Source organism: Jannaschia seohaensis, from assembly GCF_900116765.1.
Taxonomy (GTDB): Bacteria; Pseudomonadota; Alphaproteobacteria; order Rhodobacterales; family Rhodobacteraceae; genus Jannaschia; species Jannaschia seohaensis.
On record NZ_UETC01000001.1, the window covers coordinates 689,230 to 714,509 of the forward strand.

General features: G+C 69.2%; 25 protein-coding genes. 15 read left to right on the plus strand and 10 right to left on the minus strand.

The features are described from left to right. Window positions 1-57 precede the first annotated feature (57 nt). Complete coding sequence (locus tag DTQ71_RS03240; protein ID WP_109562830.1) at window positions 58-654, minus strand: LolA family protein; 597 nt, start codon at window positions 652-654, stop codon at window positions 58-60. Between the two features lie 163 nt (window positions 655-817). Between DTQ71_RS03240 and DTQ71_RS03245 the strand changes: the two genes are divergently transcribed. The 5 genes from DTQ71_RS03245 (at window position 818) to DTQ71_RS03260 (ending at window position 3,880) form a co-directional block, all read left to right on the plus strand. Continuing rightward, entirely contained in the window at window positions 818-1,420 is a 603-nt protein-coding gene (locus DTQ71_RS03245; RefSeq protein WP_211317098.1) for an aldo/keto reductase, read from the plus strand. 54 nt (window positions 1,421-1,474) lie between these two features. Next, complete coding sequence (locus tag DTQ71_RS23810) at window positions 1,475-1,693, plus strand: aldo-keto reductase family protein (RefSeq protein ID WP_211317099.1); 219 nt, start codon at window positions 1,475-1,477, stop codon at window positions 1,691-1,693. A 59-nt stretch (window positions 1,694-1,752) separates the two neighbouring features. Beyond that, window positions 1,753-2,541: an exodeoxyribonuclease III gene (locus DTQ71_RS03250; protein WP_109562831.1), complete on the plus strand. Its 789-nt coding sequence runs from the start codon at window positions 1,753-1,755 to the stop codon at window positions 2,539-2,541. Window positions 2,542-2,715: 174 nt separating this feature from the next. Then, the gene (locus tag DTQ71_RS03255) at window positions 2,716-3,354 is read left to right on the plus strand and encodes a pyridoxamine 5'-phosphate oxidase family protein (protein WP_109562832.1); all 639 of its coding nucleotides are present in this window, start codon (window positions 2,716-2,718) and stop codon (window positions 3,352-3,354) included. A 97-nt stretch (window positions 3,355-3,451) separates the two neighbouring features. Then, window positions 3,452-3,880: an excinuclease ABC subunit B gene (locus DTQ71_RS03260; protein ID WP_109562833.1), complete on the plus strand. Its 429-nt coding sequence runs from the start codon at window positions 3,452-3,454 to the stop codon at window positions 3,878-3,880. Window positions 3,881-3,940: 60 nt separating this feature from the next. Here the strand turns inward: DTQ71_RS03260 and DTQ71_RS03265 are convergent, their stop codons facing one another. The 5 genes from DTQ71_RS03265 to DTQ71_RS03285 form a co-directional block, all read right to left on the minus strand. After that, window positions 3,941-4,129 (minus strand): Trm112 family protein, encoded by a 189-nt coding sequence (locus DTQ71_RS03265; RefSeq protein WP_109562834.1) that lies wholly within the window; start codon window positions 4,127-4,129, stop codon window positions 3,941-3,943. Then, the gene (locus DTQ71_RS03270; RefSeq protein WP_109562835.1) at window positions 4,126-4,770 is read right to left on the minus strand and encodes an LON peptidase substrate-binding domain-containing protein; all 645 of its coding nucleotides are present in this window, start codon (window positions 4,768-4,770) and stop codon (window positions 4,126-4,128) included. The genes DTQ71_RS03265 and DTQ71_RS03270 overlap by 4 nt, the downstream gene beginning before the upstream one ends. Window positions 4,771-4,834: 64 nt before the next feature. Further along, the gene (gene trxA / locus DTQ71_RS03275) at window positions 4,835-5,746 is read right to left on the minus strand and encodes a thioredoxin (RefSeq protein ID WP_109562836.1); all 912 of its coding nucleotides are present in this window, start codon (window positions 5,744-5,746) and stop codon (window positions 4,835-4,837) included. Between the two features lie 83 nt (window positions 5,747-5,829). Beyond that, window positions 5,830-7,815 (minus strand): hypothetical protein, encoded by a 1,986-nt coding sequence (locus DTQ71_RS24545; RefSeq protein WP_109562837.1) that lies wholly within the window; start codon window positions 7,813-7,815, stop codon window positions 5,830-5,832. A 130-nt stretch (window positions 7,816-7,945) separates the two neighbouring features. Continuing rightward, window positions 7,946-9,154, minus strand: a complete 1,209-nt coding sequence (locus DTQ71_RS03285; protein WP_109562838.1) for an FAD-dependent monooxygenase — start codon at window positions 9,152-9,154, stop codon at window positions 7,946-7,948. Window positions 9,155-9,235: 81 nt separating this feature from the next. Between DTQ71_RS03285 and DTQ71_RS03290 the strand changes: the two genes are divergently transcribed. From DTQ71_RS03290 to DTQ71_RS03300, 3 genes are all read left to right on the plus strand, one after another. Further along, window positions 9,236-10,561 carry an amidase gene (locus DTQ71_RS03290; protein WP_109562839.1) on the plus strand — a complete coding sequence of 442 codons (1,326 nt, stop codon included), beginning with the start codon at window positions 9,236-9,238 and terminating at the stop codon, window positions 10,559-10,561. A gap of 179 nt (window positions 10,562-10,740) precedes the next feature. After that, window positions 10,741-11,931: an aminotransferase class I/II-fold pyridoxal phosphate-dependent enzyme gene (locus DTQ71_RS03295; protein WP_109562840.1), complete on the plus strand. Its 1,191-nt coding sequence runs from the start codon at window positions 10,741-10,743 to the stop codon at window positions 11,929-11,931. A gap of 10 nt (window positions 11,932-11,941) precedes the next feature. Continuing rightward, complete coding sequence (locus DTQ71_RS03300; RefSeq protein ID WP_109562841.1) at window positions 11,942-14,686, plus strand: DNA translocase FtsK; 2,745 nt, start codon at window positions 11,942-11,944, stop codon at window positions 14,684-14,686. 1 nt (window position 14,687) lies between these two features. On the opposite strand, the gene DTQ71_RS03305 is transcribed toward DTQ71_RS03300, so the two are convergent. Further along, window positions 14,688-15,479: a class I SAM-dependent methyltransferase gene (locus DTQ71_RS03305; RefSeq protein WP_109562842.1), complete on the minus strand. Its 792-nt coding sequence runs from the start codon at window positions 15,477-15,479 to the stop codon at window positions 14,688-14,690. A gap of 132 nt (window positions 15,480-15,611) precedes the next feature. Between DTQ71_RS03305 and DTQ71_RS03310 the strand changes: the two genes are divergently transcribed. The 5 genes from DTQ71_RS03310 (at window position 15,612) to DTQ71_RS03330 (ending at window position 20,612) form a co-directional block, all read left to right on the plus strand. Next, entirely contained in the window at window positions 15,612-16,406 is a 795-nt protein-coding gene (locus DTQ71_RS03310) for a class I SAM-dependent methyltransferase (protein WP_109562843.1), read from the plus strand. Window positions 16,407-16,474: 68 nt separating this feature from the next. Next, the gene (locus DTQ71_RS03315) at window positions 16,475-18,274 is read left to right on the plus strand and encodes an NAD(P)/FAD-dependent oxidoreductase (protein ID WP_109562844.1); all 1,800 of its coding nucleotides are present in this window, start codon (window positions 16,475-16,477) and stop codon (window positions 18,272-18,274) included. 177 nt (window positions 18,275-18,451) lie between these two features. After that, complete coding sequence (gene ppk2 / locus DTQ71_RS03320; RefSeq protein ID WP_109562845.1) at window positions 18,452-19,315, plus strand: polyphosphate kinase 2; 864 nt, start codon at window positions 18,452-18,454, stop codon at window positions 19,313-19,315. A gap of 227 nt (window positions 19,316-19,542) precedes the next feature. Continuing rightward, window positions 19,543-20,031 (plus strand): twin-arginine translocation pathway signal, encoded by a 489-nt coding sequence (locus DTQ71_RS03325; protein WP_109562846.1) that lies wholly within the window; start codon window positions 19,543-19,545, stop codon window positions 20,029-20,031. 26 nt (window positions 20,032-20,057) lie between these two features. After that, window positions 20,058-20,612, plus strand: a complete 555-nt coding sequence (locus tag DTQ71_RS03330; protein WP_245947174.1) for a ferric reductase-like transmembrane domain-containing protein — start codon at window positions 20,058-20,060, stop codon at window positions 20,610-20,612. Here DTQ71_RS03330 and DTQ71_RS03335 read toward each other — a convergent pair. From DTQ71_RS03335 to DTQ71_RS03345, 3 genes are all read right to left on the minus strand, one after another. Continuing rightward, entirely contained in the window at window positions 20,609-21,799 is a 1,191-nt protein-coding gene (locus DTQ71_RS03335) for an MFS transporter (protein ID WP_109563130.1), read from the minus strand. The two genes, DTQ71_RS03330 and DTQ71_RS03335, sit on opposite strands and share 4 nt — an antisense overlap. A gap of 26 nt (window positions 21,800-21,825) precedes the next feature. After that, window positions 21,826-22,485 (minus strand): DUF2461 domain-containing protein, encoded by a 660-nt coding sequence (locus DTQ71_RS03340; protein WP_170125279.1) that lies wholly within the window; start codon window positions 22,483-22,485, stop codon window positions 21,826-21,828. A gap of 365 nt (window positions 22,486-22,850) precedes the next feature. Continuing rightward, a complete protein-coding gene (locus tag DTQ71_RS03345) occupies window positions 22,851-23,537 on the minus strand; it encodes a response regulator transcription factor (RefSeq protein WP_109562849.1) in 687 nt (228 codons plus the stop codon). 187 nt (window positions 23,538-23,724) lie between these two features. Between DTQ71_RS03345 and ribA the strand changes: the two genes are divergently transcribed. Both ribA and DTQ71_RS03355 read left to right on the plus strand, forming a co-directional pair. Continuing rightward, a complete protein-coding gene (ribA, locus tag DTQ71_RS03350) occupies window positions 23,725-24,762 on the plus strand; it encodes a GTP cyclohydrolase II (RefSeq protein WP_109562850.1) in 1,038 nt (345 codons plus the stop codon). Then, window positions 24,759-25,262 carry a L,D-transpeptidase family protein gene (locus DTQ71_RS03355; RefSeq protein ID WP_109562851.1) on the plus strand — a complete coding sequence of 168 codons (504 nt, stop codon included), beginning with the start codon at window positions 24,759-24,761 and terminating at the stop codon, window positions 25,260-25,262. Before ribA ends, DTQ71_RS03355 begins: the two co-directional genes overlap by 4 nt. Window positions 25,263-25,280 lie beyond the last annotated feature (18 nt).

The following is a 25,280-nucleotide window of genomic DNA, read 5'->3' on the forward strand; positions in this document are numbered from 1 at the left end:
GTCGGCCTCCGGCCGACGGGGGGCAGCGCCCCCCGCCCCCTCACCGCCGGGCGCAGGTCACTCCGACAGGCCGCGCCGCTGCATCTCCAGCGGGATGTTGAACAGGCCCGAGGCCAGCGACGCGTCCGCCTCCATATCGCCCAGGATCACGGTCGTCTGCGTGCCGGTGTCATCGGTGATGACCCATTGCCGCAGCGTCGTGGGCGAGGGCGTGAAGATCAGTTGAATGTTGCCGTATTGCGGGTTCTCCGGGTCCTGGAGCGTGATCGCCGTCTGGGTCGCGTCGCCTCCGTGGCGGACCACCATGTCGGAGTTCAGGTCCACCTGCTCCGCCAGGATCAGCGACAGCGGCGTCTGGGACAGGGGATATTGTTCGGGCGGGGTATTGGAGACCGGATCGAACACGGCGACCTGCCCGCCGCCGGCGATGACCAGCGACTTGTTGGGCGCGTCGTAGTCGAACCGCGCCCGCCCGGGCCGGCGCAGCGAGAGGTCGCCGGTCGAGATCGTGCCGTCCGAATTGACCTGGGTGAAGGCGGCCTGCGCGGTGCGGAAGCTGTTGAGATAGCGGGCGATCTCGCTGATCGGGATCTCTGCCTGCACGGGCGAGGCCAGGGTCGCGAGGGCGAGGAAAAGAGAGGCGAGGATGCGCATGGGGGCTCCTGTCTGGTGTGGCGTCCATATAGGGGTGGCATGGCCCGATGTCCCGTCGTCATGCGATGACGGCCGCGTGACGGCCGATGGCGTGGGGCGGCGCTGCTCGGTCAGCGGTCCGTTCCGAAGCCAAGACGCCGCGAGAGAACGTAAGGAACCCCCCATGATATCGCCCGCCCCGTTCCCCGATGCGGCGCCCCTAGCCTTTGGCACGATGCGTTTGGCCGGCGCCCCCCCGGCGCAAGTGCGTGCGCTGCTGGAGGCCACGTTGGAGGCGGGGCTGACCTTGGTCGATACAGCGCCGATCTATGGCGCGTGCGGTCCGGGCTTTGGCGATGTCGAGTCGCGCTTGGGCGCGGCCTTCGCCGAGGCGCCCGGCATGCGCGACCGGATCGTGCTTGTGACCAAGGCGGGGATCGAGCCGGGGATGCCCTACGACTCGTCGGCCGGAGCCCTGCGCGCCTCCTGCGAGGCGTCGCTGCGGCGGATGGGCACGGACCGGATCGACTTGTTCCTGATCCATCGCCCCGACGTTTTGACCGGCCCGGCCGAAGTGGCCGAGGCACTGGACCGGCTGGTCGCGGACGGCCTGGTGGGGGCGGTCGGGGTTTCGAACCACACGCCCGCCCAGGTCTCGGCCCTCGCGCACCACATGGAAGCGCCCCTTGTCGCCAATCAGGTGGAGGTCTCGCCCCTTGCGATTGGCGCCCTGTTCGATGGCACGCTCGATCAGTGCCAGGAGCGGGAGATCGTGCCGATGGCCTAGTCGCCTTTGGGCGGCGGGGCGCTGTTGACGCCGACGGAGGCGCGGGGCGCCGCGGTGGCGACCGCTTTGGATGCGATCGGGGCCGAGGCCGGTCTGCCCCGCGAGGTGGCCGCACTGGCCTGGCTGCGGGCGCATCCGGCGGGGATCGTCCCGATGCTCGGCACCGGCAGGGTGGAGCGGGTCGCGGCGGCGGCGCGCGCGCTGGACCTCACGGTGCCCCGCCCGCTCTGGTATGCGGTGCTGGAGGCCGCGCGCGGCGCGCCCATGCCCTGAACGGCTGGCCCCGCGCGGCCCGGTCTGGCAAAAGCGGGCGACCCCGACCCGGAGCCGCCATGCCCTTCACTCTCGCCACCTGGAACATCAACTCCGTCCGCCTGCGCGAGGCGCTGGTGCGGCGCCTGCTGGAGGAGGCGGCCCCCGACATCCTGTGCCTTCAGGAATGCAAGGCGCCGGTCGACCTGATCCCGCGGGAGGGGTTCGACGCGCTCGGCTACCGCCACATGGTAGCGCGCGGGCAGAAGGGCTATAACGGCGTCGCCATCCTGTCGAAGCTCCCGCTGGAGGAGGCGGGGTCCGACGACCATGCCGGGCTGGGCCATGCCCGCCACGTCGCCGCGCGGCTGGAGGATGGAACGGTAATCCATAACTTCTACGTGCCGGCCGGCGGCGATGTGCCCGACCGGGAGGTGAACGAGAAGTTCGGGCAGAAGCTCGATTACCTCGCCTCCATGCGCGACGCCTTCCACGCCGACCCGCCCAAGCGGTCGATCCTGGTCGGCGATCTCAACATCGCGCCCAGGGAGGACGACGTCTGGTCGCACAAGCAACTGCTCAAGGTCGTCTCCCATACGCCGGTCGAGGTCGCGGCCCTGGGCGAGACGCAGGAGGCGGGCGGCTGGGTGGATGTCACCCGCAAGGACATCCCCGAGGGGCAGCTCTATTCCTGGTGGTCCTACCGGGCGAAGGACTGGTCGGCTGCCGACAAGGGCCGCCGCCTGGACCATGTCTGGGCCACGCCGGATATCGCCAACGCGGCCCATTCCAGCCGCGTGCTGCGCGATGTGCGCGGCTGGGAGAAGCCCTCGGACCACGCGCCGGTGATGGCGACCTTCGACCTGTGAGCCGGGCTGGCGCGCCTTTCGCAGACGGCCCGATCCGGGCGGGCACGCCCTGCGGAGAGGGGCGGTGCCGTCCCTAAACGTTGACTCAGGGTCAGTCACCGCCGCATAGTTCAGTCGGCGCCGACCGGCCCACCCCCGCTCCCCGCGACGCGCCTGCGAGACAGGGACGTCACCATGCCTTATGAGCCCGCTGAAATCGTCACCAGCGAAGCACAACTCCGGTCGATCGTGCCGAAGCCGCCGAGCGGCACGCAGGACGTAAAGATCATCGACCATATCGACCGGCATTGCCGGGTCTGGATCGAGCGCTCTCCGTTTCTTGTCATGACCACCTCCGATGCGGACGGGCGGCTGGACTGTTCGCCCAAGGGCGATCCGGCCGGGTTCGTGAAGGTGATCGACGAGAAGACGCTCGCGATCCCGGACCGGCCCGGCAACCGCCGGTTCGACGGCTTTCTCAACATCATGCAGACGGGCCGGATCGGGCTGTTGTTCTTCGTGCCCAATCGCAACGAGACGGTGCGGGTGAACGGCACCGCGCGCGTCGTTCGGGATCTCGCCCTGCGCGAGCGGATGGCGATCAAGGGCCGGGTTCCGGAACTGGCCGTCCTCGTCGGCGTGGAAGAGGCCTTCTACCATTGCGGCAAGGCGATCATCCGCTCGGGGCTCTGGGCGCCCGAAAAGGCCGTCTCGACCGATGGTCTGCCGACCTATGCCGAGGCGAATGTCGACCATACCGGGCGGGACTACTCGCTCGAACAGGTCACGAAATGGTTCGAGGACAACGAGAAGTATCGGCTCTACGACGATTGACCGCCGGGCGCGTTGCGACACGGGCCAGGGACGGAAAGAGCGGAGCCGTCGCCGGGGCCGGTCTTGCTGCCGGGGCTCCGCCGCCTACCATTCGAGAATGCGCTGGATCGCCGCCCTTCTTCTGATCCCCGGACCGGCCCTCGCCTGGGAGTTCTCGCCTTTGCCGGTCTGCACGCTCCGCCATGCGGGCGAGGCGGCGGAGGTCGTCGTGACCTACGATCCCAGCCTGCCCGAATACGCGATCTCGGTGACCCTGGCGGAGGGGACCTGGCCGGCCGCGCCACTCTTCGCCATCGCCTTTCAGGGCGGGGCGGCCTTGACGATCACCACCGACCGCCATGTGCGCTCGCCCGATGGCCGCACGCTCACGGTGACGGATCGGGGCTTCGGCAACGTGCTGAACGGCCTCGAATTCAACGGCGTGGCGCAGGCCATGTCCGGGGGGCGGACCGTGCCCGTCGCGCTGGACGGCGCGGCCGCGCCCGTTCGGGCGTTCCGCGGCTGCCCATCGCTCGCAACATCGTAGTCGGGGCGGGGGCGCCTGACCGCTCGGCACGGAAGGAGGGGCGGAACCCGCCGCGCGCTCTCAGTCCAGCCGTCGGGCTTCGTCGATCAGCATGATCGGGATGCCGCCCCGGATGGGATAGGCCAGGCCCGCCGATTTCGAGACCAGTTCGTGCCGCTCCGCGTCCCAGGTCAGAGGGCCGTGGGTCTGGGGGCAGACCAGCGCCTCCAGCATTCGGCGGTCATGCTCGCGCTCGGGTGTCTGGGTCATTGCAGCTTGTCCTCGCCCGCGCCGCCGCGCAGCGCGATCTCCATCAGGGTCACGACGGTCTCGCGCCGGGTCGCGAGGCTGGGCGCTTCGAGCAGGGCCTGCTTTTCCTCCTGCTCGAAGGGGCAGAGCATCGACAGCGAGTTGAGCAACAGCTCTTCGTCGGCGTCGCGCAGGCTGTCCCAGTCGGTGGAGAGATGCTGGCTCTCGAAATAGCGGCTGAGCAGGTCGAGGAAGGCGGGCCGGTCGAAGCCCTCGTCCACCTCGGGTTTGCCCAGATCCCGTTCGAACCCGTCCCAGGACACGTCGGCCTTGAGATAGGGGGTGAAGCCCGAGATTTCGCGCGTGATCCGGTAGCGCGACACGCCCGCGAGCGTGATCATGTAGCGCCCGTCCTCGGTCTCCGAGAGCTGCGTGAGCCGCCCGGCGCAGCCGATGGTCTGAAGCGTTCGCCCATCCTTCCCGGCCTGAGCGCGAGGCTGCACCATGCCGATCAGCCGATGCTCGGTCTTGAGGCAATCGTCGATCATCTGCAGGTAGCGCGGCTCGAAGATGTGGAGCGGCAACCGGGCGCGTGGCAGCAGCAACGCGCCCGGCAACGGAAAGACGGGGATCGTCGCGGGGAGGTCGGTCGGTCGCATCATAAGGTGCACCTAGGGCGCGACGCCCACGCGCAAAGGTTGATTCGCGCGATCGGTCATCCGCGCCTCAGGCGAAGATCATGGAGGACAGGCGCCGCCGGCCCGTCAGCACCGCCGGGTCCTTGGGACCGGCCGCGTCGAAGATGGTGAACAGCTGCGCGCGGGCCGCGCCGTCGTTCCACTCCCGGTCGCGGCGGAACAGCTCCAGCAGGTGATCGATGGCGCCCGCGGTGTCCCCGGTGGCGTGCAGCGCCTGCGCCAGGTCGAACCGCGCCTGATGGTCGTCCGGGTTGGCCTCGACGGCGGCGGTCAGATCGGCGACGGGCCCCGCATCGGCGGCTTGGCGGGCCAGGGCCAGCTTGGCCCGGGCGGCCTCGATCTCGGGGGCGTCCGCCATCGCGCCGGAGACGCCGTCGAGCAAAGCCTGCGCCTGATCCAGCTCCTCCAGGACGATATGGGCCCGGACGAGGCCGCCCAGCGCGGCGGCGTTGTCGGGCGCTTCGCCCAGGATGGCGGCGAAGGTCTGGGCCGCGTCCACGGCCGCACCCTGCTCCAGCATCTCGTCGGCGGCGGCCACCGCCTCGGCCAGCGCATCCGCCTCGGAGGTGTTGAGCGCGGCGATGCGGTTCACGAAGTCCTGCACCTCGCCCTGGCTGATCGCGCCCTGGAAGCCGTCGACGGGCTGGCCCTGCCAGAAGGCGTAGACGGTCGGGATCGACTGGATGCGCAGCTGCGCCGCGATCTGCTGGTTCCGGTCGACATCCATCTTGGCCATCTTGACCTTGCCGCCCTGCGCCTGGACGGCGGCTTCCAGCTGCGGACCCAGCGTCTTGCAGGGGCCGCACCAGGGCGCCCAGAAGTCGACGATGACCGGCGTGGTCTTGGACGTCTCGACGACGTCCTGCATGAAGGTCGCCTCCTCGACGTCGAAGACGTGGCTGTCGGCGGGGGCGGCTTGGGTCTGTCCGAATTCGAGCATGGCGGAGGCTCCGGGATGGGCGGGAAATGATGCGCGTTGAGCGCGATCTAAGGGCCCCGCCCGCCCATCGCAAGCAACCGGGCTCAGACGAAGAGCGCGTCCCGAGGCGTGAGGTCCGATTGCGCGACGCCCCACAGCGTCAGGCTGTCGCCTTCGCCGAAGTCGATCAGGACGTCCTCGCCGACCTGTCGGATCTCGGCCGTCCGGATGAGCTGCCGCACGCCGCCGATGCCGTCGAAGTCGAACTCGACACGGTCGCTGCCGGGGGTGAAGTCGACGATCACGTCGGCACCACGGCCTCGCGCGAAGACGAAGACGTCGTCGCCCGCGTCCCCCCTCAGCGTGTCGTCGCCCCGTCCGCCATCGATCCGGTCGTCCCCGCCGAGCCCTGCGATCCGCCCGCCGCCCGCGCCGGCGACGAGGATGTCGTCGCCTTCGGTCGGACCGGTGATGCCGCGGACGGGGTCGGAGGCGATCCGCTCCAGATCGCCATAGGCGTCAAAGAAGCTGACCTCGACGAAGATGTCCGAGCCTACATCCTCCGCGGTCACGCGATAGTCGGGCGTGAAGGCGCCCTCGATGACCGCGCCGTCGCGATACCACTGGTAGGTGAAGGCGCCCTCGGGGATGCCGTCGGTGTCCGTGATCTCGGGGAGGGCCCGCAGTACCCGTCCCTCCCAGGGCGTGCCCGCGATGGGGATCGTCCCCTCGGCCGGATCGGGGACGTTCTCGATCGTGCCGCGTCTGAAACGGGACGTTTCGAACCATTCTTCAACGACGATGCTCTGGTTCTCGCCGGCCTCTACCGCGGCGCGCACAAAAATGTACTTGTCCACCTCCTCGGGCCCGGTGACGAACCGGAGCCCCGTCGCGCCTTCGATCGCCTCGGCACCTTCGCGATGCGCATCGCTACGGAACCATTGCAAGTCCACGGACTCGATCGGACGGTTCGTATCGACGCGACCTTGCAGGCGGAGCGTCGATCCCTCGGCCGGATTTCCGATAATCTCGCCATAGGCCCGCAGGTAGGGACGCTCGATCAGGGAGAACGCGCCCTCCGCCAATGTGGGGACGGGGACGGTGCGCGCCATGACTTCGGTGTCGCCCTCTACCCTATCCTGCCAAGTGAATAGTATCTCGTCATTCGAGACCGCAGCGACGGAGGGGCTGGGCGCGACCGCTTCGGTCCGGGCAACCACGAAGTTGTCGCCGCGATGACCGCCTGCGCCGTCGAACAACTGCGCGCGGACGACGCCGTCGATCGACCAGGTGACGACGAACCCGCCATCGGGCAGCATGCCGAGATCGTAGCCGTCGATGCCCGACACGCGCACGTCCTCGACGATGGAGATTGGTGTGTCGTCACCCAGCAAGCTCACATGGAGTGGCGAATAACTGGGAGACGGCGGCCTGTCGTACTCGAAGAGCACGGTTTCGATCCCGCGCCCGTTCTCGAGCCGCGTTGTCTGACGGTCCCAACCGAGGCTGAGGTCGATGTCATATTCCGCCCCGTAATATATAGCCGGAAGGTTGGCTCCGTCGTAGCGGAGATCGTAGGTCCCCCGATCGTTGCCTCCCGGCACGAGGACATCGTTTGCCTCGAACTCGGTCCATTTCACGTTCCCCGACTCGGTCAGGGCCGCGACACCGAACCCGCCTTCCGGATCCACCTCGACGCGATAGTCCTCGAACTGACGCGCCTCGCGTACGAGACGGGAGTCGAGCGCGATCACCGGCGACAGCGGCACGCCGGACTCGCTCAACAGTTGGCCCAGGACGTTGCTTTTTGGGCCGGGGTCGCTCTCTGTGCGCCCCAGCCACGTCAGCAGCAGCGTCCCGTCGCTCAGGGTCGCGACCTCGGCGTTGCGGGCGCGGGTCCAGTCGCCCGCGGGGCGATACTCCGGCCCGAGCGTCCCGTCCGCCTCGCGCAGGCGCAGGACGATGTCAAAGACGTCGCCCTCGGCGGGGCGGGACTGGTAGGCGAAGACCGCACGGCCCCCCGAAAGCGTGGTTACTGCGGGGTTTCCATCCACCCCGGGATTGGGGGCGTTGACGATTGTGCGGGTCATTGCAGGACTCTGTCTTGAGCTTCGATGCCCAAGTTATGAGCAAGCGGAAAAGGGCCGCAATCCCAGGTACCCCGAGGTCAACCTATTAATTAGAAAAGACTTCTCTGCCTTTGGCTGACCTCTCGCGCCCTCACCCCTGCATCAGCCGCGGAACGTCGCCTGCAAGCCCCGCGGCCTGCCGGATGAAGGCGCGGCGGGCCATCGGCGTGGCCGAGATCAGGCCCATCCCGAGGTCGCGACCCAGCCGCAGCACCGGGTTGTCGTTGGAGAAGAGCCGGTTCACCGCATCCGTCGCCACCCCCATCGACACCGTGTCGAAGCGGCGCCAGCGCTGATAGCGGGCCAGGACATCGGGCGCGGCGATGTCCTCGCCGCGGCGGCGGGCCTCCCGCAGGACATCCGCCAGGGCGGCGATGTCCTTGAAGCCCAGATTGAGCCCCTGGCCCGCGATGGGGTGGATGCCGTGGGCGGCGTCGCCGACCAGCGCCACGCGGGGGGCCACGAAGTCCTGCGCCAGGGTCAGCGACAAGGGATAGCTGTAGCGCGCTCCGGCCAGGGCGATCTCGCCCAGGAAATCGCCCACGCGCCGTTGCAGGATCTCCAGATAGGCGGCGTCGGGCAGGGCGTTGATCTCCGCCGCGGTCTCGGTGGTCTCGGTCCAGACGATGCTGGAGCGGTTGCCGCGCAGCGGCAGCATGGCGAGCGGCCCCGCCGGCATGAAGAACTGATGCGCCACCCCGTGATGCGGCCGCGTATGCGAGATCGCGCAGACCAGCGCCGTCTGGTCGTAGCTGGCGCCGACCCGCCCGATGCCCGCGCGCCGCGCCACCTCCGAGCCGCGCCCGTCGCAGCCCAGCAGAAGGCGTCCCGAGAGGGAGGTGCCATCCTCCAGCGTGATCGTGACGGCGCTCGCCGTCGCTTCCTGTGCCGTGACGCGGGCGCTATAGCGCATCTCGATGCGCGGCTCGGCGGCGCAGGCGTCCAGCAGGGCCGGGCGCAGATGCCGGTCCTCGACCATCTGGCCCATATAGGGCGCGCCGATCTCCGCGGCGTCGAAGGCGAGATGCAGCGGCGAGGCGCCCTCGCCCGCGCGCCCGTCCGAGGCGCGGATGCCGGTGATCGGCTGCGCCTCCGCCTCCAGCGCGTCCCACAGGCCCAGGGCCTGCACCATCCGAACCGAGCCCAGCGCCACCGCATAGCTGCGGCCGTCGAAGCTGCCGTCGAAATCGCTGCGCGGGCGCGCGTCCACGATCAGGCAGCGCAACCCCTCGCGGGCGAGCGCCAGCGCCGCGAGGGGGCCGTTCAGCCCGCCGCCGACGATCAAAACATCCGTATCCATGGCGCAGATATGCCCACCGACGCGGCATTGTCCAACCGCCCCGCGCGGCCTAGCCTGCGGGCAAAAGTCACGGAGGCGAAGATGGACGACTGGCTGACCGCAAGCGGTGCCGATCTGGGGCGCGGAATCGCGCGGGGCGAGATCGATCCGGAGGCGCTCTGCGAAGCGCATCTGGCGGCCATCGCCGCCCATCCCCATCGCGACAGCATCTTCACGGTCGTCACCGAGGATCGTGCGCGCGCCGAGGCGGCTGCCGCGGCGGAGCGCGCCCGGCTGGGCCTCCGGCGCGGGCCGCTGGACGGCGTGCCGGTCAGTTGGAAGGATCTGTTCGACAGCGCCGGCGTGGCGACCGAAGCGGGCAGCAAGCTGCTGGCCGGGCGGGTGCCGCAAACGGATGCCGCGGTGCTCGCCAACGCGACCCATGGCGGCAGCGTCTGCCTGGGCAAGACCCATATGTCCGAACTGGCCTTCAGCGGCCTCGGGCTGAATCCGTCCACGGCGACGCCGCCCAACGTGAACGACGCGGGTCTGGTGCCCGGGGGGTCGTCCTCGGGGGCGGCGGCTTCGGTCGCTTTCGGGCTGGCGCCGATCGCCATCGGCTCGGATACCGGCGGCTCGGTGCGCAACCCGGCCGCCTGGAACGATCTGGTGGGGCTCAAGACGACGCTGCACCGGGTGGACGTGACCGGCACCGTGCCCCTGGTCGAGAGCATGGACACGATCGGCCCGCTCTGCCGCACGGTGGAGGATGCGGCCCTGGCGCTGGCCCTGCTGGAAGGCGGCACCCCCGCCGACCTGCGCGGCGCCAATTTGGAGCGCCGCCGCCTTCTGGTGCTGGAGGATTACACGGAGACCAGCCGCGACGCCCCGCGCGCCGCCTTCGAGGCCGCGGTGACGCGGCTGGCCGAGGCGGGGGCGCGGATCGAGCGCGCCGTCTCCGCGCCGGCGAATCGGGCGATGGCGCTGACGCCGCATCTGTTCTCGCCCGAAGCCTACGCGATCTGGCGCGACACCATCGAGGCGGCCCCGGACAAGATGTATCCCCGCATCCTGGATCGCTTTCGGACCGGTAAGGATGCCGACGCCGCCGACGTCCTGGCCGCTTATCGCGCGCGGGCGGCGGCGGAGGCCGACTTCCTGGCCGAGACCGCCGGATTCGACGCGGTCCTGCTGCCCAGCTCGGCGATTCTCCCGCCCGAGACGCAACGCCTGCTCGATGACGACGAGTATTACGTCACCGAGAATCTCATGGCGCTGCGCAACACCCGGGTCGGGAACGTTTTGGGGCTCTGCGGGCTGACGCTGCCGACGGGGGTGCCCTCCTGCGGGCTGATGGCGCTGGCCCCGCCCATGGCGGAGGAGCGTCTGCTGCGGCTGGGCGCGGCGATGGAGGCGGCGCTCGCCTGAAGGGGCCAGGGCGGAGTTTTCACGAAAACTCCAGACAAAGTCTTCACGAAGACTTTGATCCCGACCGGAAAGCCACACACGCCGTTCGGTCGTGTCGGTAGGATTGGACCAAGCGGGCCCGTTCCGTCTATCCTGGCGACCGGACGGGGCCGGCAGAGCATCCGCATGAGGCATCAGGCATGAAATCACCGAAGCGGTTCTCGGAACTGCCCGAATACGCGTTTCCCAGGCTGCGCCGCCTGCTGGGCGACCGCGCGCCGGGATCGAACGCGCCCGTCGAGATGACCATCGGAGACCCGCGCCACGACCCGCCCGCCTTCGTGGCCGAGGTCATCGCGGAGCATGCCGAGGGCTTCCGTGGCTACCCGCCCAATGATGGCGCGCCCGAACTGCTGACGGCCTGCGCCGACTGGCTGCACCGGCGCTATGGCTATGCCGCCGATCCGGCGACGGACATCCTGGTGCTGAACGGCACGCGCGAAGGGCTCTACAACACCACCATGGCGCTCTGCCCCGAGCAGAAGAACGGCCAGACCCCCGCGATCCTGACGCCGAACCCGTTCTATCAGGTCTATGCCGTGGCCGCGCTCTCGGTCGGGGCCGAGCCGGTCTATGTGAACGCGACCGCCGCGACGGGCCACCTCCCGGATTTCGGGGCGCTCGATCCGGGGCTGCTGGACCGCACCGCCGAGGTCTATATCTGCTCGCCCGCCAACCCGCAGGGCGCGGTGGCGTCGATGGGCTATTGGTCGGACCTGCTGGCCCTGGCCGAGAAGCACGATTTCAAGATCCTCGCCGACGAGTGCTACGCCGAGATCTATCGCGACACGCCGCCCACCGGCATCCTGGAGGCCGTCCGCGCCACCGGCGCCGATCCGGAGCGGGTCGTGGCCTTCCATTCCCTCTCGAAGCGGTCGAACCTGGCCGGTCTGCGCTCGGGCTTCGCCGTCTCCGGGCCGGGCAATATCGCCCTCATGAAGCAGCTTCGGAACTATTCCGGCGCCCCGCTGCCTCTGCCGCTCCAGATGGCCGCCGCCGCCGTCTGGGCCGACGAGGCCCATGTCGAGGAGAACCGCGCCCTCTACCGTGCCAAGTTCGACGCGGCCGAGCGGATCCTGGGCGACCTGCCCGGCGTGGAAATCCCCGAGGCGGGCTTTTTCCTTTGGCTGCCGGTTCCCGGTGGCGACGGAGAAGCCGCCGCCCTGCGCCTCTGGGAGGAGGCGGGGGTCAAGGTGCTGCCCGGCGCCTATCTCGCCCGCGACACGGCGGACGGAAATCCCGGCACCCCCTTCGTGCGCGCCGCTCTCGTGGCGCCGCTCGATCAGGTGGAGGCCGGGCTGACCCGCCTGCGCGCCCATCTCACCCCCTGACGGAGTCCCCATGGCCTACCAGACGCGACAGCGCGACCCGCTCCTGGACACGACGCTTCAGATCACCCTCGCCCGCCGTGGGCGCGAGGGGCTTGGCGTGGTCATGGCGCTGGCTGGGATCGTGCTGGCGCTGATGCTCTGGACCTCCCATCCGGAGGATCCGAACTGGTTGGCGGCGACCGATGCGACGCCACAGAACTGGTTCGGGCTGCTCGGGGCGTCGGTGGCGGCGACGCTCTATTTCGGTTTGGGCTACGGCGCTTACGCGCTCGCCGCCGGGCTGATCGTCTGGGGCGTGCGCTTCGCCTGCCATTGGGGGGCGGAGCGGGCCCTGCCGCGCGCGCTCTTCGTGGCGGGCTGGGCGCTGGTCGTGTCGCTGTTCTGCACCTCGATGACGCCGATCCCGGGCTGGAGCTACGATTTCGGCATGGGCGGCCTGTTCGGCGAGACGCTGACCGGGGCGCTGCTGACCATCCTGCCGATCCATGCGGCGGTCGGCCTGAAGCTGTTCACGCTGATGCTGTCGGCGGCGGTCGTCGGCGTCGGGGCCTGGGTGCTGGGCTTTACGCGCGAGGATCTGGGGCGGGCGGTCGTCTTTCTGCTCAACGGCTTCGGCTCGGCCTGGTATCTCCTTCGCATCCTGACCGGGGCCGCGGCGCGGGGGGCGGCGACGCAGACCGTGCGCACCGCCGGGAGCCTGCGCGACCGACGTGCCGCGCGGGCCGCCGAAGCCGATCCCGCGCCGGACCCCGCGCCGCGCCGCGGCCTGTCCTCTTGGCTGCCGCGCCGCGCGCCTGCGCCGAAGGGCGAGATCGACGCGGGCGAGCCGGAAACCGATGACGACCGTGTGCGCGCGCGCATCGCCTCGGCCGTGCGCAGCCGCGTCCGCCACGCGGCGCCCGAGACGGCGGAAGATGCGACGCCCGCCCGCGCCGAGCCGGTCCTGACCGCGCTCAGCGCGGCCGCCGAGCGGCGTGTGGAGCCGGTGCTGCACGCGCCCGACGCGCCGTCCAGCTTCGTCCCGCCCGTCCCGGAGGAGCCCGCCCTGACCGCGCCCCGCGCGCGGCCGGAGGGAGAGGAGGACGCGCTGTTCGAGGCCCCGGACCCCGTGCCAGCGCCCAAGGCGACCCGCGCCCCGATCTCGCGCAAGGTGGTGCAGCCCGCCGCCAAGCCGCCCGCGCCGTCCCGGCAGGCCAAGGCCGAGGCGCAGCCCGGTCTGCCCTTCGATGGCCCGTCGGACGACTACGAGATGCCGCCGCTGAGCCTGCTGGCCGATCCCGCCACGGTGGAGCGTCACGTCCTCTCGGACGAGGCGCTGGAAGAAAACGCGCGGATGCTGGAGACCGTGCTCGACGACTATGGCGTCAAGGGCGAGATCACCCAGGTCCGGCCCGGCCCGGTCGTCACCATGTACGAGCTGGAGCCCGCTCCGGGTCTCAAGGCCAGCCGCGTGATCGGCCTCGCCGACGACATCGCGCGCTCCATGTCGGCCCTCTCGGCCCGCGTCTCGACCGTGCCCGGACGCTCTGTCATCGGCATCGAACTGCCCAATGAGCGGCGCGAGAAGGTCGTCCTGCGCGAGATCCTCTCGGCCCGCGACTATGGCGACAGCACCCAGGCGCTGCCGCTGGCCTTGGGCAAGGATATCGGCGGCGCGCCCATCGTCGCCAACCTCGCCAAGATGCCCCACCTGCTGATCGCGGGCACCACCGGCTCGGGCAAGTCGGTCGCGATCAACACCATGATCCTGAGCCTGCTCTACAAGCTGCGCCCCGAAGAGTGCCGGATGATCATGATCGACCCGAAGATGCTGGAACTCAGCGTCTATGACGGCATCCCGCACCTGCTGTCGCCGGTCGTCACCGACCCGAAGAAGGCCGTCGTCGCGCTCAAATGGGTCGTGGGCGAGATGGAGGAGCGCTACCGCAAGATGAGCCGCATGGGCGTGCGCAACATCGACGGCTATAACGGGCGCGTCGCGGACCTGCTGGCCAAGGGCGAGATGATCACGCGCACGATCCAGACCGGCTTCGACGAGGAGACGGGCGACCCGGTCTTCGAGACCGAGGAAGAGACGCCCGAGAAGATGCCCTATATCGTCGTCATCGTCGACGAGATGGCCGACCTGATGATGGTCGCGGGCAAGGAAATCGAGGCCTGCATCCAGCGTCTCGCGCAGATGGCGCGGGCCTCCGGCATCCACCTCGTGATGGCGACGCAGCGCCCCTCGGTCGATGTCATCACCGGCACGATCAAGGCGAACTTCCCGACCCGGATCAGCTTCCACGTCACCTCCAAGATCGACTCGCGGACGATCCTGGGCGAGATGGGGGCCGAGCAGCTGCTGGGCATGGGCGACATGCTCTATATGGCGGGCGGGTCGAAGATCACCCGCATCCACGGCCCGTTCTGCTCCGACGAGGAGGTGGAGGAGATCGTCAATCACCTCAAGAGCTTCGGGCCGCCGGACTACGCGGCCTCCGTGCTGGACGGCCCGGACGAGGACAAGTCCTCCGATATCGACGCGGTGCTGGGGCTCGGCGGCAATACCGGCAGCGAGGACGCGCTCTACGATCAGGCCGTGGCGATCGTTGCGAAGGACCGCAAGTGCTCGACCTCCTACATCCAGCGCAAGCTGGGCATCGGCTACAACAAGGCCGCGCGCTTGGTGGAGCAGATGGAGGACAATGGCGTCGTCGGGGCCTCCAACCAGGTCGGCAAGCGCGAGATCCTGGTGCCGGAGATCGGTGGGTGATCTAGCGTCGGCCGGTCACCACGTTCACGGCATCGGGATAGCGGAGCCGCCCGTTCCGAATCCGGTCGGCCAACCTTGACGTCACCTCGTCGGCGATGGCTGCGCGTGCGGCGTAGGGAAGGGCCGCGACCGCCCCGGCGATGGGCATCGAGGCGATGTGAAGAGGGACGAATTCAGCCGGCTCGGGGACGTCGATCTCCAATTCCTGACGATGGACGGCGATCTCGCGGAACCCCGCGGCATCTAGCAGCGCGCTCAGGACGTCCGGTGCAGGTGTCTCCCGTTGGCTGCGCTGCTTGGCGACGGTCTCGGGGGAGAGGTGCGGTTCCAGCGCGCGACAGAGCGCCTCAGTATAAGGGCTGTGCCCGACCCAGATCGAGTGTGCGGTTCGCCCCCCGGGGACCAGCAGGCGCCGGATCTCCCCCAGTGCGGCAGCCGGCTCGGGGAAGTAATGCAGACCGTGCTGGGAGATGACAGCATCGAAGCTGGCGTCGGCCAGAGAAATCTCCGCCACGTCGCTCTCCAGCCAGTCGATATCGGAGCCGGGGGCGAGGGTGCGGGCCTGCGCCAGCATGCCGGCGTTGATGTCGAGCCCGGTGACACGGCCGGTCGGGCCGACGCGGTCCCGAAGCGAGCGCGTCGTGATCCCGGTTCCACAAGCCAAGTCGAGGATGCGCTCTCCCGGGGCCGGGGCCACCAGATCCAGCAAGGCTTCGGCCCAGCGTCCGAACCACAGGGGCACCATGACCGTCTCATAGATTTCCGGCCCGCGCCCGGTGAGTTGGAATGACATCGGTCCCCCTTTGCACGACGTTAGGAGGGCAAGAGCGGCCCCGTCAACGCATCGCCTGCCCCTACGGAAACTCTTGTTGACGAGGATCGCCCCGACCCTGCTACGCTGACGTCAGCTTCAGGGGGATGCGTGATGAACACGGGGTGGCAGCTTTCGGGTGGGGCGGCGGAGCGCTACGAGGCGTATCTTGTCCCCGTCATCTTCGCGCCCTGGGCGCAGGATCTCTTGGACCGGGCCGGGGTCGGCCGGGGCGACCGCGGTCTCGACCTCGCCTGCGGCACCGGCATCGTCGCGCGCCTGGCCGCAGCGCGGGGGGGCGAACCCACGGGGCTCGACGTCAACGAGGGCATGCTGGCCGCCGCGCGGGCCCATCCGCAGGGGCAGGGGCTGCGCTTCGTGGTAGGAGATGCCGGGGGCCTGCCGCTGGAGGACGCGGCCTTCGACCACGTCATCTGCCAGCAGGGCTTTCAGTTCTTTCCCGACCGGGACGCGGCGCTGCGCGAGTGCCACCGCGTTCTGAGGCCCGGAGGGCGCGCGATCTTCTGCACCGCGCGGGGGCTCGACGAAAACCCTCTGATGCAGGCGCAGGTCACCGCGCTGTCCGCCCAGTTCGGCCCCGAGGCCGCTGGCCCGATCCGTGCCGTCTGCGGCTTCCCGGACGCCGAGGCGACCGGCGCCGCCTTCGAAAATGCCGGGTTCGAGACCGATATCGAGACCGTCGTCCTGATGCTCGAAGCGCCCGACGGCCCGGCCTTCGTCGAGGGGCTTCTGAAATCCACTCCCGTGGCCGAGCGGATCGCCGCGCTGAACCCGCCCGCCCGCACCGCGCTGCGAGATGCGGTGCTCGACGCTTTTGGCGCCTGCTACGACGGCAGGTCCCTGCGCTTCCCGCATAGCGCCAACGTGGTCTCCGCCGCCCGGCCCTGATCCGGGAAAAATGCTTCCCCGAATGGTCGTCGCAGGTCTAGGCTGGCCACCTGTACGGGAGGACAGACATGCTAGACACCACGCTTGCCGATCAGACACAGGCGTTTCTCGACAGCTTCGGACGCGCCCTGGAGGAGGGCGATGTGGCCGCCGCGACCGAGATGTTCAATGAGGATTGCTATTGGCGCGACCTCGTCAGCTTTACGTGGAACATCAAGACAATGGAGGGGCGCGACCAAGTCCGCGACATGCTGGAGCACCAGCTTGCCACGGTCAAGCCGACGGGCTGGAGCCTGGCCGAGGGCGAGGTGCCGACGGAAGATGGCGGGATCGTCACCGCCTGGATCTCTTTCGAGACCGACGTCGCGCGCGGCTACGGCCTGATCCGCCTCAAGGAGGGCAAGATCTGGACCCTGCTGACCACCATGGTCGAGATCAAGGGCCATGAGGAGCCCCATGGCGAAAACCGGCCGCTCGGCGCCAAGCACGGGGCGGGCAAGCATCGGACCACCTGGCTGGAGGAGCGGGAGGCCGAGGCCAAGACCCTGGGTTACGAGACCCAGCCCTATTGCGTCATCATCGGCGGCGGCCAGGGCGGCATCGCGCTGGGCGCGCGGCTCAGGCAACTGGGCGTGCCCACGATCATCGTCGAGAAGAACGACCGCCCCGGGGACAGCTGGCGCAAGCGCTACAAGTCGCTCTGCCTGCATGACCCGGTCTGGTACGACCACCTGCCTTACATCAAGTTCCCGGACAACTGGCCCGTCTTCGCGCCCAAGGACAAGATCGGCGACTGGCTGGAGATGTACACCAAGGTCATGGAGCTGAACTACTGGTCCAAGACCACCGCCAAATCCGCCTCCTTCGACGAGGCCACTGGCGAATGGACCGTCGTCGTCGACCGCGACGGAGAAGAGGTCACGCTGCACCCCAAACAGCTGGTCATGGCGACCGGCATGTCCGGCAAGAAGCGAATGCCCGACTTCCCCGGCATGGAGAAGTTCAAGGGCGTCCAGCAGCACAGCTCGGAGCATGACGGGCCGGACAAGTGGGCGGGCAAGAAGGTGGTCGTGGTCGGCTCCAACAACTCTGCCCACGACATCTGCGCCGCGCTTTGGGAGAACGACGCGGATGTCACCATGGTGCAGCGCAGCTCAACCCATATCGTGCGCTCGGACACGCTGATGGAGATCGGGTTGGGCGATCTCTATTCCGAGCGGGCGGTCAAGTCGGGCGTCACCACCGAGAAGGCCGACCTGATCTTCGCCTCGCTGCCCTACGCCATCCTGCACGAGTTCCAGATCCCCGCCTATGCGGCGATGAAGGAGAAGGACGCGGCCTTCTACGAGGGGCTGGAGAAGGCCGGGTTCTGGCTGGATTGGGGGGACGACGACTCGGGCCTGTTCATGAAATATCTGCGCCGGGGCTCGGGCTATTACATCGATGTGGGCGCCTCGCAGCTCATCATCGACGGCAAGATCAAGCTCAAGCGCGGGCAGGTGGTCGAGGTCGACGAGACCGGCGTGATCCTCGATGACGGCACCCATCTCGACGCGGACCTGATCGTCTACGCGACCGGCTACAACTCCATGAACGGCTGGGTCGCCGACCTCATGGGGCAGGAGACGGCGGACCGTCTGGGCAAGGTCTGGGGCCTCGGCTCGGACACGACCAAGGATCCGGGGCCTTGGGAAGGCGAGCAGCGCAACATGTGGAAGCCGACCCAGGTGCCCAATCTCTGGATGCATGGCGGCAACCTGCATCAGTCGCGGCACTACTCGCAGTTCCTGGCGCTGCAACTGAAGGCCCGGATGGAGGGGGTCGATACGCCCGTCTACGGCCTTCAGGAGGTCTATCACACCTCCTGAGCCCTCCTTGGGCGCCGCGCTTCGGCGCGGTGCCCCGCGCGGCGGTACCTCCGCCGTCGTCAATCGGGCCGGAGCGCGGGGAGGTGGCGCGGCCCGTGGCCTCCGCTTGATCGGTATCAAGGTCTCTGGCCGGCCCTTCTGGCACAGAACCGTGGCACATCCAGCCCGGAGGCCACCATGAACGAACAGACCCCTGTGACCGGTGGCACGCCCGCCCGCGACGCGGCCCGGACCGAGAGCGCGCATTATCCCTACAGCCGTCGCCTGGGCCGTGCGCCCTATGAGCGCGAGAAAGCCGCGCTCCAGGTCGAGCTTTTGAAGGTGCAGCAGTGGTTCCAGGCGACGGGCCAGCGCTGCGTGATGCTGTTCGAGGGGCGGGACGCGGCCGGCAAGGGCGGCACGATCAAGCGCTTCACCGAGCATCTGAACCCCCGGGCGGCACGCGTCGTGGCGCTCAACAAGCCCACCGAGGAAGAGCGCGGGCAGTGGTTTTTCCAGCGTTATGTCAAGCACTTGCCGACGAGCGGCGAGATCGTTCTCTACGACCGCTCCTGGTACAATCGCGCGGGCGTCGAGCGGGTCATGCGCTTTTGCGAGCCGACCGAGTATCTGGAATTCATGCGCCAGACGCCGGAATTCGAGCGGATGCTGACCCGGTCGGGCATCCGTCTCTACAAATACTGGTTCTCGGTCACCCAACGCGAGCAGCGCCGCCGCTTCACCTCGCGGGAGACCGACCCGCTCAAGCAGTGGAAACTGTCGCCCATCGACCGGGCCTCCTTGGACAAATGGGACGCCTATACCGAGGCGAAGGAGGCGATGTTCTTCTACACCGACACCGCCGACGCGCCGTGGACGGTGATCCGTTCCGACGACAAGAAGCGGGCGCGGCTGGCCTGTATGAAGCATTTCCTCTCGACCCTCGACTACCCTGGGAAGAACCCGGAGGTGGCCACGCCGCCCGACCCGCTGCTGGTCAAGCGGCCGGGCCACGAAATCCACGGGGCGGAGCACGTGCTGTCGGCGCCGCTGGCCGATTAGGCGGCGGAGCGGCCACCGCCTCTATGCGCGCCGGAGGCCGGTGGCCGGATCTGTGGCCCGGGTTCGGGATTTGAGTATTTTTGGCCAGAAGAAGGAGGAGGGGGGCTCTCGAATTGGGGGAGGTCACGAATGCGTGGGGGCGGTTTCTTCCGCTAGGCCGGAGGGCTAGGTTTTCCCGCGACCGTGACCGCGCGCGCCCGGCGTGGCGCTTTGTAGGAGAGATTGCCATGATCTCCCTTCGCCGACGCACCGTTCTTGCCACGGGCGCGGCCGCTCTCGCGGCGCCCGCGCTGATCCTGCCGGCCCGGGCAGAGGGTCTGGCCCCGACGCCCACGATGCGGGGCGGGGCGAACAATTGCCGCCCCGGCGCCCCTCTCGTGGATCGGATCGGCGGGGGCGGCTTTCTGATGACCGGCTCGGTGCGGCGGGCGGGCGACGGCGCGCCGCTGCCCGGGCGTCGCATTCAGATCTGGGCCCATACCACCGAGGGGCATGAGCGCGACGCCCGCTCCCATGGGGCGACGCTGACGGATGCGGAGGGGCACTTCGCCCTGGACATGCCGCAGATCGTCCCCGCCTTCGGGCAGCCGCACGGGCATCTGGCCTATGACGCGGATTACGATGACGGCGGGTTCCGGACCGTGTTCCTGAGGCCGATCATGGGGTCGGCCCGTGACCGGACGCTGGACGTGGCCTTCGTGCTGGAGCCGGCCTGATCCGAGCGGTCCTTACCTGGGCCGCCTTGGGCCTGGCCCTCGGGGTGCCGCTGGCGGCGTCGTCGTCCAGCCCACTGCTGGCTTGGCGCGAGCCGGTCTATATCGTCGCGGGCTTTGCCGGGGTCGTGGCGCTTGGGTTGCTGCTGGTGCAGCCATTGCTGGTCGGAGGGCACCTGCCCGGTCCGCGCGGCCGTGTGGCGCATCGCTGGGTCGGCGCGGGGCTGGTCGCTGCGATCGTGGTCCATGTGGCGGGCCTCTGGATCACCAGCCCCCCGGACGTGATCGACGCGCTGACCTTCACCTCGCCGACGCCGTTCTCCGGCTGGGGCGTGGTGGCGATGTGGGCGGCCTTCGGCGCGGCCGGGCTGGCGGCGATCCGGCGGCGGATGCGCCCGCGCCTCTGGCGGCCCGCGCATTCGGCGCTGGTCGCGGTCGTCGTGATCGGCACGGTGGTCCATGCGCTGCTGATTCAGGGGACGATGGGGACCGTCTCCAAGGCGGTGCTCTGCGCCTGCGTGCTAGCGGCGGCGGGGGCGGTGATGTCGCGCCTGCGCGCCTGGGCGCCTTTGCTGCGCCGCTAGTCCAGTCGGAGCCGCCGCGCCGCGAGCGCAAGTGCGACCAGGGCGACGAGGCCCGCGATGGCATAGGCGCCCAGCACCGCGCGCAGATCGGCTTCGGGCATCTGGCCGATCTCCGTCGTCGAAGCCGCGGCGACCCAGAGCGTCGCCGCGAAGAGCAGCCGCGCGATCAGGCTCTGCATCGACAGCACCGTCGCGCGGGCGTCCTTGGGCAGGAGCGGCTGCACCCGCGCCAGAAGGAAGGGCCGCGCCAGCGCGTCGGGCACCATGCGCGTCAGCAGGAGCAGCACCGCCAGCGGCCCGGTCGCGAGGGCCAGCGCGCCGGGCAGGGCCACTTGCAGGGCGAAGGCGGCCAGCAGCATCGCTGTCAGCCCGACAGCGGCCCGCAACCGTGGCGCGAAGAGGGACACCGCCAGCGAGACTGTCATCATCGCCGCTGTGACCGCGCCGGAGACGACCGGCGCCTCTGCGGCCAGCGCCGTGTCCGCGAGGGTGGTCAGGATGAAGGGCTGGCCGAAGACGAACGGCACATGGCTGAAGCCATACATCAGGATCAGCAGCGCCAGCAGCCAGAGCAGCGCAGGCTGCCGCAGGGCCTTCGCGATCTGGGCGAGTGGGGGCGCCGCTTCCGGCAGGCGGGCCGCGCGCGGCGGCTCCCGCAGGAGAAGCGTGATCAGGGTCAGCCCCGCGAAGGCGAGCGCGGAGGCCCAATAGGCCCAGCTCAGATCCATCCGCGCCAGCGCCCCGCCCACCAGTGCCGATAGGGCGAGCCCGGCAAAGCCCGCGCGCCAGCCGATCAGTTCGTGACGCTCGATCTCGGCCTCCCGCCCTTCGGCAGCGAGCGACTCATAGAGCAGGGCGCTGTCGGTGCCCGAGGCGAAGGCCGCATGCGCCCCGAGCAGGAGTTGCGCCAGGGCGAACCACCAGAACGGCCCGCCCGCGCCCTGCATGACCGCCGCCGCAAGGGCCGCCGCACCCGACAGGATCAGGGTCGGCCGTCGGCCCCAGCGATCCGAGAGCCAGCCGGAGGGCACTTCTAGCAGCGTCGTGGTGATGTCGTAGATCGCATACATCGCGATGGCTTCGGCCGCCGAGAGCTCTGCCTGGATGTAGAGAAACCAGATGGCTTGCCAGAAGATCAGCTCGCGCAGGAAGCGATACCAGGGCCAGAGGCGGAGGTTGCGCGTCATGTGGGACGCGTCGTCGGCACCGGCGGTCACAGGCGCTCGGCCAGGAATCGGCGAAACGGCATCAGGAGTTCGAACCGCTCGGTCAACGCGGCGACGACGCCCTCGCCGCTTTCGCGCCATCCCTCTGCCAATGGCAGGCCGAGCGCCAGGGACTTTCGCCTGAGCAGGTCGCCATGGATGTGGTCCGGGTCGTAAGGCTTGGGCACGCGCTTGAGCGGCTCCGGCCCGATCTCGGCCAGATGCCCGCCCGAGGCGTCGATAATCTCGGTGAGCCGGTCGCCCCAGCGATCAACCATGGCCCGGTAGCGGGTGAGACCCTCCTTGTCGAAGCCGGGCGTGCCGCAGCCGACGAAGGTCCGGTCCGGCTCGATCCCGAAATAGAAGGCCGGCGCGAGTGAGTCGGCATCGCCGGACGACCAGAGCATCGCCAGCATCGTCTTGTAGGGCGACTTGTCCTTGGAGAACCGCACGTCGCGGTTGATGCGAAAGACCTTGCCGGTATGGGCATCGCCGGTCAGGCGCGACAGCTCTTCGGCCATGATTTCGGCCAACAGCTTGGCGGGCGCCTCGATGTCACGCTTCCACGCCTCTTTGCGCGGCTCGAACCAGTCCTTGGAGTTGTTGCGCGCCAGATCGCCATAGAACGCCTGCGCCCGGTCGAGCATCTCGGTAAAGCCATCCGACATCCTTGTCCCCTCGCCAGCCGCGCAGCGTAGGATGGCGGCGGAGACGCGCATTTCCAACTGAAATGGTGGACACGGCCGCGCGCTGCGCTTTGCCGCAGGCTCGGGCATTGGGGAGAGGCGTTCCCTTGCCCGCTGGCGTGTTGCTGCTTTGGGGCAGGTGCGGCGCGTCTGATCTGGCCGGTTCAGGTCAGCCCTTTGCCTCGGAAAAAAGAGGCCGGACGCGAAGTCCGGCCCAGTCCAACAGGGAGGTTGCGTCCGATAGACCGCGGACGCCGCGGTATCTTTCGAGTATAACTATAACGCCCGGGTTCCCCTAACGTCAATTTGCGCTAACTGGAGAATCCCCCGCCGATGTGTTTCCCTCGTCACGCCATCAGACGGTAACCGCCGCTCTCGGTGACCAACAAACGGGCGTTGGAGGGATCGGGTTCGATCTTCTGGCGGAGGCGGTAGATGTGGGTTTCCAGCGTGTGAGTCGTGACACCGGCATTATAGCCCCAGACCTCGTGCAGCAGCACGTCGCGGGCCACGGTGCCGTCCCCCGCGCGGTAGAGGAACTTGAGGATATTCGTCTCTTTCTCGGTCAGGCGAATCCTCTTGTCGTCCTCGGTGATGAGCGTCTTCATCGACGGCTTGAAAGTGTACGGCCCGAGCTGGAAAACGGCGTCCTCCGATTGCTCATGGGTGCGGAGCTGGGCGCGAATCCGGGCCAGAAGGACGGGGAATTTGAAGGGCTTGGCGATATAGTCGTTGGCGCCCGCATCCAGGCCGAGGATCGTGTCCGCATCGGTGTCGTGGCCGGTCAGCATGACGATCGGGCACTTCACGCCGGACTTGCGCATCAGACGGCACAGCTCCCGCCCATCCGTGTCGGGCAGGCCCACATCCAGCACCACGAGGTCGTAGATCTGCTCCTTGGCGCGGGACATGGCGCTGGCGCCCGAGTCGGCTTCGAACACGTCGAATTCTTCGGTCATCACCAGCTGCTCCGCCAAAGCGTCGCGCAGGTCGTCGTCGTCATCCACCAGAAGGATCTTCTTGAGGTTAGCCATCCCGGGTCTCCAGTCTTCGGTTGCCATAGTCGTGCCGCATGCGGAGGCCGTCGCCAAGCGCCGGGGCGCGGGTCTCACGGCTGCTTCACGGGCACGTGTCGCCAAGCCGGGATTTGTTTCATATGCAGGCCGGGGCGCGCCTAAGCTGCGTCCCATTGTTACAGGATCTGACATGCCAGGGGGTGCCATGCTGGGCCCGACCGCTACGGAACGCGCCGCGCGCGCCCGCACCGACCTGCGGCTCGGTCTGCCGATCGCGGTGGGGCCGCTCGTGCTGGCCGCGGCCGAGACGCTACGGGGCGAGCGGCTGGAGGCGCTGCGCGCGCTGGGGCCGCTCACGATCGCGCTGACGGGGCGGCGTGCGGCGACGCTGAAGGCGCGCGCCTATGACGGCGACATCGCGCGGGTGCGCGTGCCGGAGGGGGCGGATATGACCTGGCTGCGGGCGCTGGCGGATCCGGCCTTCGATCTGCGCGTCCCGATGAAGGGCCCGCTCACCACGCTGCGCGCGGGCGACCCGACCCCCTGGCGGACGGGGATCGCGCTGGCCAAGGCGGCCCAGGTTCTGCCCGCCGTGATCGGGGTCGAGGCGGAGGCGCCCGAAGGGCTCACGCGGCTGCCCGCGACGCTGCCCTATGCGGAGGTGCCCCCCACCGAAGTGGCCGCGGCCCGCCTGCCGATGCTGGCCGGCGCGGGCCGCCTGCACGTCTTCCGCGAGGGCCGGGGCGGGGAGGAACATTACGCCGTCGAGATCGGCGCCGTCGACCGTGCGGAGCCCGTGCTGGTGCGGCTCCATTCGGCCTGCTTCACCGGCGACGTGCTGGGGTCGCTCAAATGCGATTGCGGGCCGCAGCTGCACGGGGCGCTGGACGCCATGGGGGCCGCGTCGGGCGTGCTGCTTTATCTCAACCAGGAGGGGCGGGGGATCGGGCTGGCCAACAAGATGCGCGCCTACGATCTGCAGGACCAGGGCTTCGACACGGTGGAGGCGAACCATCGGCTGGGCTTCGAGGATGACGAGCGGGATTTCCGTCTGGGCGCGGCGCTGCTGCGGCGCATGGGGATCACGCGCATCCGGCTGATGACGAACAATCCGCGCAAGATCGCGATGATGGAAGGGCAGGGCATCGAGGTGGTGGAGCGAGTGCCTCTGCATGTCGGGCGGCGGGCGGAGAACGCGGCCTATCTGGACGTCAAGCGGACCAAGTCGGGGCATCTGGAATGACGCCCGAGGATATCGTCGTCACCCCCACCGGCGCGCGGTTCCGGGGGCGCCGCTTTCCCTGCACGGTTGGGCGTGGCGGCATCGTCGCGGAGAAGCGCGAGGGGGATGGCGGGACGCCAGTGGGGGTGCATCGGATCGTGGGGATGCTCTGGCGGCCCGACCGCATGGCGCGGCCCGCTGATTGGGCGGTGCCGATTCGGCCCGGCGACCTGTGGTGCGACGACCCCCGGCACGAGGACTACAACCTGATGGTCCGCGCGCCCTTCCCGGCCTCGGCAGAGGTGCTGCGCCGGGCCGATCCGCTCTACGATCTGGTGATCCTCACGGATTGGAACTGGCCGCAGGCCGAAGCGGGCCGGGGTTCGGCGATCTTTCTGCATCGCTGGCGCCGGCCGGGCTTTCCGACCGAGGGCTGCGTGGCCTTCGCCCCCGCGCATCTGCGCTGGATCGCCGGGCGGATCGGGTTCGAGACGCGGCTGGTGGTGCGGGCGGCGGGCTGAACCCCGCCCTACAGGGCG

What these genes read in the sequence shown, in the direction of transcription:
- DTQ71_RS03300 (WP_109562841.1), top strand. Translation starts at nt 11,942, where the DNA reads ATGGCCTACCAGACGCGACAGCGCGACCCGCTCCTGGACACGACGCTT.
- DTQ71_RS03250 (WP_109562831.1), top strand. Translation starts at nt 1,753, where the DNA reads ATGCCCTTCACTCTCGCCACCTGGAACATCAACTCCGTCCGCCTGCGC.
- DTQ71_RS03315 (WP_109562844.1), top strand. Translation starts at nt 16,475, where the DNA reads ATGCTAGACACCACGCTTGCCGATCAGACACAGGCGTTTCTCGACAGC.
- ppk2 (WP_109562845.1), top strand. Translation starts at nt 18,452, where the DNA reads ATGAACGAACAGACCCCTGTGACCGGTGGCACGCCCGCCCGCGACGCG.
- DTQ71_RS03355 (WP_109562851.1), top strand. Translation starts at nt 24,759, where the DNA reads ATGACGCCCGAGGATATCGTCGTCACCCCCACCGGCGCGCGGTTCCGG.
- DTQ71_RS03345 (WP_109562849.1), bottom strand. Translation starts at nt 23,537, where the DNA reads ATGGCTAACCTCAAGAAGATCCTTCTGGTGGATGACGACGACGACCTG.
- DTQ71_RS03265 (WP_109562834.1), bottom strand. Translation starts at nt 4,129, where the DNA reads ATGACCCAGACACCCGAGCGCGAGCATGACCGCCGAATGCTGGAGGCG.
- DTQ71_RS03325 (WP_109562846.1), top strand. Translation starts at nt 19,543, where the DNA reads ATGATCTCCCTTCGCCGACGCACCGTTCTTGCCACGGGCGCGGCCGCT.
- DTQ71_RS03270 (WP_109562835.1), bottom strand. Translation starts at nt 4,770, where the DNA reads ATGATGCGACCGACCGACCTCCCCGCGACGATCCCCGTCTTTCCGTTG.
- DTQ71_RS24545 (WP_109562837.1), bottom strand. Translation starts at nt 7,815, where the DNA reads ATGACCCGCACAATCGTCAACGCCCCCAATCCCGGGGTGGATGGAAAC.
- DTQ71_RS03310 (WP_109562843.1), top strand. Translation starts at nt 15,612, where the DNA reads ATGAACACGGGGTGGCAGCTTTCGGGTGGGGCGGCGGAGCGCTACGAG.
- DTQ71_RS03340 (WP_170125279.1), bottom strand. Translation starts at nt 22,485, where the DNA reads ATGTCGGATGGCTTTACCGAGATGCTCGACCGGGCGCAGGCGTTCTAT.
- DTQ71_RS03255 (WP_109562832.1), top strand. Translation starts at nt 2,716, where the DNA reads ATGCCTTATGAGCCCGCTGAAATCGTCACCAGCGAAGCACAACTCCGG.
- DTQ71_RS03305 (WP_109562842.1), bottom strand. Translation starts at nt 15,479, where the DNA reads ATGTCATTCCAACTCACCGGGCGCGGGCCGGAAATCTATGAGACGGTC.
- DTQ71_RS03285 (WP_109562838.1), bottom strand. Translation starts at nt 9,154, where the DNA reads ATGGATACGGATGTTTTGATCGTCGGCGGCGGGCTGAACGGCCCCCTC.
- DTQ71_RS03290 (WP_109562839.1), top strand. Translation starts at nt 9,236, where the DNA reads ATGGACGACTGGCTGACCGCAAGCGGTGCCGATCTGGGGCGCGGAATC.
- DTQ71_RS03295 (WP_109562840.1), top strand. Translation starts at nt 10,741, where the DNA reads ATGAAATCACCGAAGCGGTTCTCGGAACTGCCCGAATACGCGTTTCCC.
- ribA (WP_109562850.1), top strand. Translation starts at nt 23,725, where the DNA reads ATGCTGGGCCCGACCGCTACGGAACGCGCCGCGCGCGCCCGCACCGAC.
- trxA (WP_109562836.1), bottom strand. Translation starts at nt 5,746, where the DNA reads ATGCTCGAATTCGGACAGACCCAAGCCGCCCCCGCCGACAGCCACGTC.
- DTQ71_RS03245 (WP_211317098.1), top strand. Translation starts at nt 818, where the DNA reads ATGATATCGCCCGCCCCGTTCCCCGATGCGGCGCCCCTAGCCTTTGGC.
- DTQ71_RS03335 (WP_109563130.1), bottom strand. Translation starts at nt 21,799, where the DNA reads ATGACGCGCAACCTCCGCCTCTGGCCCTGGTATCGCTTCCTGCGCGAG.
- DTQ71_RS03240 (WP_109562830.1), bottom strand. Translation starts at nt 654, where the DNA reads ATGCGCATCCTCGCCTCTCTTTTCCTCGCCCTCGCGACCCTGGCCTCG.
- DTQ71_RS03260 (WP_109562833.1), top strand. Translation starts at nt 3,452, where the DNA reads ATGCGCTGGATCGCCGCCCTTCTTCTGATCCCCGGACCGGCCCTCGCC.